The 6230-nt window shown below is 73.0% G+C and carries 6 protein-coding genes; 3 read left to right on the top strand and 3 right to left on the bottom strand.

Annotated elements, in window-relative coordinates; translation table 11 throughout:
* On the bottom strand, positions 1 to 803 hold an 803-nt coding region (locus tag BCD49_RS30575), incomplete at its 3' end, for an amidohydrolase family protein (RefSeq protein ID WP_158072976.1).
* A 96-nt stretch (positions 804 to 899) separates the two neighbouring features.
* Complete coding sequence (locus BCD49_RS30570; RefSeq protein ID WP_007508439.1) at positions 900 to 2273, bottom strand: thiamine pyrophosphate-binding protein; 1374 nt, start codon at positions 2271 to 2273, stop codon at positions 900 to 902.
* Positions 2274 to 2326: 53 nt separating this feature from the next.
* Here BCD49_RS30570 and BCD49_RS30565 point away from each other — a divergent pair, with 53 nt between their 5' ends.
* The 3 genes from BCD49_RS30565 (at position 2327) to BCD49_RS30555 (ending at position 5355) form a co-directional block, all read left to right on the top strand.
* Positions 2327 to 3076: a hypothetical protein gene (locus tag BCD49_RS30565; RefSeq protein ID WP_007508440.1), complete on the top strand. Its 750-nt coding sequence runs from the start codon at positions 2327 to 2329 to the stop codon at positions 3074 to 3076.
* A gap of 64 nt (positions 3077 to 3140) precedes the next feature.
* Positions 3141 to 4247: an acyl-CoA dehydrogenase family protein gene (locus BCD49_RS30560; RefSeq protein WP_007508442.1), complete on the top strand. Its 1107-nt coding sequence runs from the start codon at positions 3141 to 3143 to the stop codon at positions 4245 to 4247.
* 136 nt (positions 4248 to 4383) lie between these two features.
* Positions 4384 to 5355 (top strand): threonine/serine dehydratase, encoded by a 972-nt coding sequence (locus BCD49_RS30555; protein WP_007508444.1) that lies wholly within the window; start codon positions 4384 to 4386, stop codon positions 5353 to 5355.
* Between the two features lie 38 nt (positions 5356 to 5393).
* Here the strand turns inward: BCD49_RS30555 and BCD49_RS30550 are convergent, their stop codons facing one another.
* On the bottom strand, positions 5394 to 6221 hold the full coding sequence (locus BCD49_RS30550) for an enoyl-CoA hydratase-related protein (protein ID WP_007508446.1): 828 nt from the start codon (positions 6219 to 6221) through the stop codon (positions 5394 to 5396).
* Positions 6222 to 6230 lie beyond the last annotated feature (9 nt).

The following is a 6230-nucleotide window of genomic DNA, read 5'->3' as shown; positions in this document are numbered from 1 at the left end:
GTCCCACCCTCGGACAGCGCGATCTTGATCGTCGGGAACTCCTTGAGCACCCGCGACCAGAGCAGGTCAGCCGCCGCACTGCAGATGTTCATCGGCTGCAGGGTGATCAGGACGTCCATCGGGGCGTCGGGCGCGGTGAACGTGAGCTTGCCCGACGAGCCGAGGTGGATCGAGAGCACCGTGTCGGTCTCGACCAGCGCCCTCCACAGCGGATCCCAGTGCGCGTCGTGGAAGCTCGGGTAGCCCAGGGTCGCCGGGTTCTCGGTGAAGGTGATCGAATGGCAGCCCTTCGCCGCGAGCCGGTGGACCTCCGCCGCGGCCAGCTGCGGGTCCCACAGCACCGGCAGGCCCATCGGGATGAACCGGCCGGGGTAGGCGCCGCACCACTCGTCGATATGCCAGTCGTTGTACGCCTGGACGACGCTCAGCGCCAGGTCCTTGTCGTCCGCGGCCGCGAACAGCCGAGCGGAGAAACCCGGGAACGACGGGAAGCACATCGAGCCCAGCACCCCGCCCGCGGACATGTCCTTGACCCGCTCGTGGATGTCGTAACAGCCAGGGCGCATCTCGTCGAAGGCGGTCGGCTCGACGCCGTACTCCTCCTTCGGCCGCCCGGCCACCGCGTTCAGACCCACGTTCGGGATGATCGAACCGTTGAACGTCCACACATCCGAGCCGTCCTCGCGGTGGAGGACCTTCGGCGCCTGATCGGCGAACTTCGCCGGCAGGCGGCCCTGGAACATGTTGGGCGGTTCGACGAGATGGTCATCAACACTGATCAGGATGAGGTCTTCCACGTTCATGCCGAGCCTCCGCTCACGAGCAAGTCCGTCAGAGGCAACGTGTCCTCTTGACAACTGATTGGATCCAATATGCCGCCCATCGGCAAGTAGCCCGAATCACATGGGACCAGCCGGCGGGCTGAGAGTCCAGGCGACCAGCGGGCCGGCCGCGGCGATCAGTTCCTGAGTGGCGGCGTAGTCGACGGGCAGTTCGAGGACGTGCACGCCCGGGGTGGCGAGCGCGTCGAGGAGCCATTCCCGGTGCTGGCTCGACGATCGGGGCGCGCCCCGATCGCCCCAGACCTCGACGACGAGCGTGACACCGAGGCGCCCGGCCCAGTCCAGGCAGGCCGCGGCGACGCCCGCGCGGGGCGGGTGGTCGACCACCGCCACGCCAACGCCGCCCTCGCCGCCAACGCCGCCCTCGCCGGCGAGGGCGGCGGACAGCGCGCCCGCGATCGCCACGCCGTCCCGTCCGGCCGCCGGCACCCGGACGCTACCCAGCCGGACCGTCGAGAACGTCCGGCCGATCCAGTGCGCGGCCGGGCCCGGCTCAGTCCACACGGAGCCGCCCGCCGGCAGCACCGCGGCGAGGTCGGCCGCCGCGCACGCCGGGTTCAGCGGCGCGCCGGTGGCCGCGTACAGCGGGCCCGCGACGGCGGCGAGCTCCCGGTAGAGCGCGGGACGCGGGCCGCCCTCGACGACGGGAACCCGTGCCCGCATCGTCGCGGCGGCGGCCGGCAGGTCGGCGGGGTCGACGGTGACCAGCCGCGCCGGGTCGATTCCGGCGGCGGTGAACAACATGGGGGCACACTCGTCGGCGTCCAGCCCGACGGCGACGACCACCGCGTCCGGGTGCGCGCCGGCGAGCGCGAGGTCGCGTTCCTGCAGGCAGCCGGTGCCGAGATGGTGCGGGCTGTCCCAGCGGAACACGCCCTTGGCGGTGAAGGCGTTGAGCACGCCCAGCTCGCCGCGCGCGGCGAGCTGGGCCAGGTCCGGCACCGCGCCCGCGCGGACGACGCCTCGGCCGGCGAGCACCAGGTCGACCTCGGTCGGCCCCGTGGAACCCGGCCGCCAGGCGGCGCCCGACAACCGCGGCGCGAGGCTCGGGTCGCCAGGTGTCGTCACGGGAGGCCGGGCCGGATCCGGGTCGGTCATCAGGTTGAAGTGGAGGCGGACGGCGACCGCGCCAGCGCCCGCCTTCCTCGCCCGTAGGACGGCGGCGGCGAGTTCGGACGCGTCGCGGGCGGTCACCGGCTCGCCGGGATCCATCCGCCGGGAGAGGAGGGTCAGCGTCTCGCCGTCCCACAGGGCGCCGAGACCGCCGCCCATCGTCCCCTCGGCCTCGGCGAGCGCGAGCGCGCACTCCAGGTCCGGCGCCGGCACGGCTCGGATGCCGGGGATCGCCCGGGCGGCGCCGCCACCCGGGCCGTCGGGCGTCTCGATCACGTATTGGAGGCCCTGGCGGCGCAGCCAGTCACCGACCGTCATGCTCCCCCTTCGATCCTTCCACCGGTGAAAGGTATGTTATATACAATCTGCGTGTGACGACGAACACCAAGGTCTACACCCACGAGTTCATCGACATCGTGGGCACGAACCGGGCGAACTACGTCCACCACATGACCGCGAACTGGAGCCCGATCGCCCAGGAGGAGCGCAACCAGCTCTGCTACGGCGTCTGGGGCGTGATCGGTACCACCGGGCGCTGGCCGCAGGTGATCAACATGTGGGAGGAGGACGGCTTCGACGGCCTCGCGGCCGGTCTCGAGCACGAGACGAAGTCCGCCACCTTCCAGGACCCCAAGCTCGCCAAGTGGTGGCAGGAGGCGTCCGGCTACCGCAGCGGCGGTCTCGACCGGATCGTCGTCCCGGCACCGTGGGCGCCGACCATCGAGCAGCTGTGCGCCGAGGGCGTGCGCGGCGACGTGTACGCCCACGAGCTGGTCAAGGTCCCGCGCGGGACCGCCAGCGACTTCCTGGAGATCGCCGCCGACGAGGCGGCGCCGGTGTACGCGCCGTTCGGCTGGAAGCTCGTCGGCGCGTTCCGCACCGCGCTGGCCGACGAGTCCGAGTGCCTGCTGCTGTGGGGCATCGAGAGCATGCAGGCCTGGGCCGAGCTGGAGAAGGCGGCCACCTTCGGCGGCGAGGCGGTGAACGGCTGGCGCAAGCGGCTGTTCGAGGTCAGCGAGTCGTCCGGCCGTTTCCTGATGCGCGACGCGCCACTGTCGCCGATGCGTATCGGCCGCCAGCCCAGCCGTTCCGACCGGCACGAGGGCTGGACGGACCTGTAGGCACAGGTCCATGAACGTCGCAGGATCTGTAGCCGTCGAGGAAGGCGTCCGGGAGGGGTCTGGCGTGAGCGTGTCGTTCAGCGAGGAACGCGAGCAGTTGCGCGGGGTCGTGCGCGAGTTCCTCGCGGACGTCGCGGGCGAGGAGGCGGTGCGCGCGGCCATGGTCTCGCCCGCCGGCTGGGACCCGGCCGTGTGGCGCGGCCTGGCCGAGGATCTCGGCGTCCTGGGCCTGGGCATCCCGGAGGAGCTCGGTGGTGTCGGCTACGGCTTCGCCGAGATCGGTGTCGTCTTCGAGGAGAGCGGCGCCGCCCTGCTGTGCGCACCCCACCTGGCCACGGTCACCGCCGCGCAGGCGCTGCTCGCCGCCGGCGACGACGCCGCGGCGGCCGACCTGCTGCCGCCGGTCGCCGCCGGGACCGTCGCGACGCTCGCGGTGACCGAGGCCGACGGACGCTTCGAGGAGTCGTCGGTGCGGGCGACCGCCGAGCGCGCCGCCGTCGGCTGGCGGCTGACGGGTACCAAGATGTTCGTGCTGGACGGCGCCACCGCCGAGCTCGTCCTCGTCGCCGCTCGCACCGGCGCCGGGGTGAGCCTCTTCGCGGTCGACGGCGCCGCGGACGGGCTGCGCCGCACCGGCCTGGCGACCCTCGACCAGACCCGCCGGCAGGCGCGCCTCGACCTCGCCGGCGCGCCCGGGCGGCTCATCGGCGCGGAGGGCGGCGCCTGGCCCGCCATCGAGCGGGCGGTGCGGCTGGCGATTGTGGCGCTGGCCGCCGAGCAGGTCGGCGGCGCGAGCCGGGCGCTGGACATGGCCGTCGAGTACGCCAAGACCCGCGTCCAGTTCGGCCGGCCGATCGGCTCGTTCCAGGCCATCAAGCACAAGTGCGCGGACGTCCTCGTCGAGGTCGAGTCGGCCCGCTCGGCGGCCTACGCCGCGGCGGCGGCGGCGCAGCGGCCGGACGACCCGGAGCTCGCGCTGGTCTCGAGCCTGGCCAAGGCCTACTGCTCCGACGCCTACGTGCACGCCGCCGCCGAGAACATCCAGATCCACGGCGGCATCGGCTTCACCTGGGAGCACCCGGCCCACCTCTACTTCAAGCGGGCGAAGAGCTCGCGGGTGCTGTTCGGTGACCCGGTCCACCACCGGGAGCTACTGGCCCGTCAGCTATAGCCAACTCAGCTATAGCCAACAAGGACGGAGGGCCGTCCCACCAGCGGCTTCACCAGCGACGACCCGTCGGGCATTACGCGGCCGCGCGGCACGGTAGGTTTGTGAACAGCCTCAAGCTCCGGATCGGAGTCCCGCTGTGAGCGATACCGCCGCCCGCGACATCACCACGACGGACGCCGTCACCCGCGAGGTCATCGCGTCGGTGGACGAGATCCTGCGGCCGTACATACGGCGGACTCCGGTTCTCGAGATCGACCGGGCCGACTTCGGGCTTCCGCCGGGGCCACTCACCCTCAAGCTCGAACACCTCCAGCACTCCGGGTCGTTCAAGGCACGCGGAGCATTCGCCAACCTGCTGCTGCGCGACGTCCCCGGGGCCGGGGTCGTCGCGGCCTCCGGCGGCAACCATGGCGCCGCCGTCGCGTACGCGGCCCGTGTCCGGGGAGTTCCGGCGCGGATCTACGTGCCGGAGGTCTCCTCGCCGGCGAAGATCGCCCGGATACGCGGCTACGGCGCCGATCTCGTCATCACGGGCGCGACGTATACCGAGGCCCATGGGGCCAGCGGCGTCTGGGCGGCCGAGTCCGGCGCCTTGCCGGTACCGGCCTTCGACCAGGTCGAGACGATCCTCGGCGCGGCGACGCTCGCCGTCGAACTCGAACGACAGGCTGGCCGGACAGCGACGGTGATCGCATCCGTCGGGGGTGGCGGGCTGCTCGCGGGCATCGCCGGCTGGTGCGCTCGCCGAACACGCGTCGTGGGAGCCGAACCCGAGGAGGCGCCGACCCTGACTCGCGCGCTGGCCGCGGGACGCCCGGTTGACGCCCCCACCGGCGGGGTCGCGGTCGACTCTCTCGCCCCGCGCCGGGTCGGTGAGCACACCTTCCAGATCATCAGCCGCTACGTCGACCGGGTGGTTCTGGTGACCGACGACCAGATCCGGCTGGCCCAGGAGATGCTGTGGGACCGGCTGCGCCTCGTCGCCGAACCGGGTGGTTGCGCCGCGCTCGCCGCCGTTGTCTCGGGCAGGTACACACCCTCGCCCGACGAGGCCATCGCCGTCGTGATCAGCGGCGCGAACACCACCGCGGTGAGCTTCGCCTCCTGACCGTCGGCGTGCGCGGCTAGCTCGACCGATCTCGCCAATCAGTCTGGCCGGCGCGCGGTCCTAGCCGCCTTCGCCTCTCTGGCCGCGCGCAGCCGGTCGCGCAGCTCCCGGACGTGGTCAGCGAAGCCGGGCCGGGCGACCGACCATTCCTGGGCGGCCAGCTCCAGGGCGACGGCCTCGTCCGACGACGTGACCGCGAGGCTCGCTCGCAGCGTCTCCTTGGTACGCGCCACCAGGTCGCGCTGGCGGCCGGCGGCACGGGCGGCCAGCGCGCAGGCCTGGTCCAGCAGCTCGTCGTCCGGCACGCAGCGCCACGCGAGCCCGGTGGCGGCCGCCTCCTCGCCGGTCAACCGGTCGCCGCACAGCACCAGCGCCGCCGCCCCCTGCGGCCCGACCCGGTGGGCCAGCCGCCACAGATGGCCGCCGCCGGGGTGGATGCCGACGTCGAGGAAGCGGGGGTCGAACGTCGCCGACGGCGCGGCGAGCACGACGTCGCAGGCAAGCGGCAGGTTCACCCCAGCGCCGATGGCCGGCCCGCCGACGGCCGCGACCGTCGGCACCGGGGCGTTCGCGAGGGCGAGCATCCCCGCGTACAGGTCACGCAGCGGCGCCTTCGGGGTGATCAAATCGTCCAGGTTCCCACCGGAGGAGAACACCGGGGGGCATGCGGCCAGCACGATCGCCCCGGCGCCCGCCGCCAGCGCCGCCGCCACCGCGGCGGCGAGGGCGTCGGAGAGCTCCAGCGACAGCGCGTTGCGGTGCGCCGGGTCGTCGAGCGTCAGCACCGCATAGCCATCCCGGAGCTCGGTCGCGACCAGCGGCCGAGCAACCGCCGCATCCGGGGCCTGCTGGGTTTCTGCCGTCACGGCAACCTC

Source organism: Pseudofrankia sp. EUN1h (assembly GCF_001854645.1).
GTDB lineage: Bacteria > Actinomycetota > Actinomycetes > Frankiales > Frankiaceae > Pseudofrankia > Pseudofrankia saprophytica.
The sequence above is the reverse complement of the archived record's forward strand: the minus strand, read 5'-3'. Positions and strand labels throughout refer to the sequence as shown.